Here is a 247-nt window from a genome sequence, read left to right as displayed (position 1 = left end):
ACGGTCAGCCGCGCGTTGAACGGTTACGATGACGTCAGCGAGGCGACGCGCGAGCGCGTGGCGAAGGCCGCGCGGGAAATGGGCTACGTGGCCGATCCGACCGCGCGCCGGCTCGCGACCGGGCGGGCCGACATGATCGGGATCGTCTATCCGTTCGGCGCCGGCGATCTCGGCGATCCGCGGTTTGGCGAGGTCGTCGCGGGCATCACCGAGCGGCTCGCCGAGCGCAATCTCGATTTCATCATCG

Annotated in this window: 1 protein-coding gene; it reads left to right on the top strand. The window is 69.6% G+C overall.

Annotated elements, in window-relative coordinates:
• Positions 1–247, top strand: a 247-nt coding sequence (locus tag AC1RPY_RS08105) for a LacI family DNA-binding transcriptional regulator (RefSeq protein WP_481763171.1), incomplete at both ends; no start/stop codon positions are given.

The organism is Dellaglioa sp. CoH-56-MRSF-12 (assembly GCF_056782075.1).
Note: the sequence above shows the minus strand (reverse complement) of the source record. Positions and strands in the feature narration are given on the sequence as shown.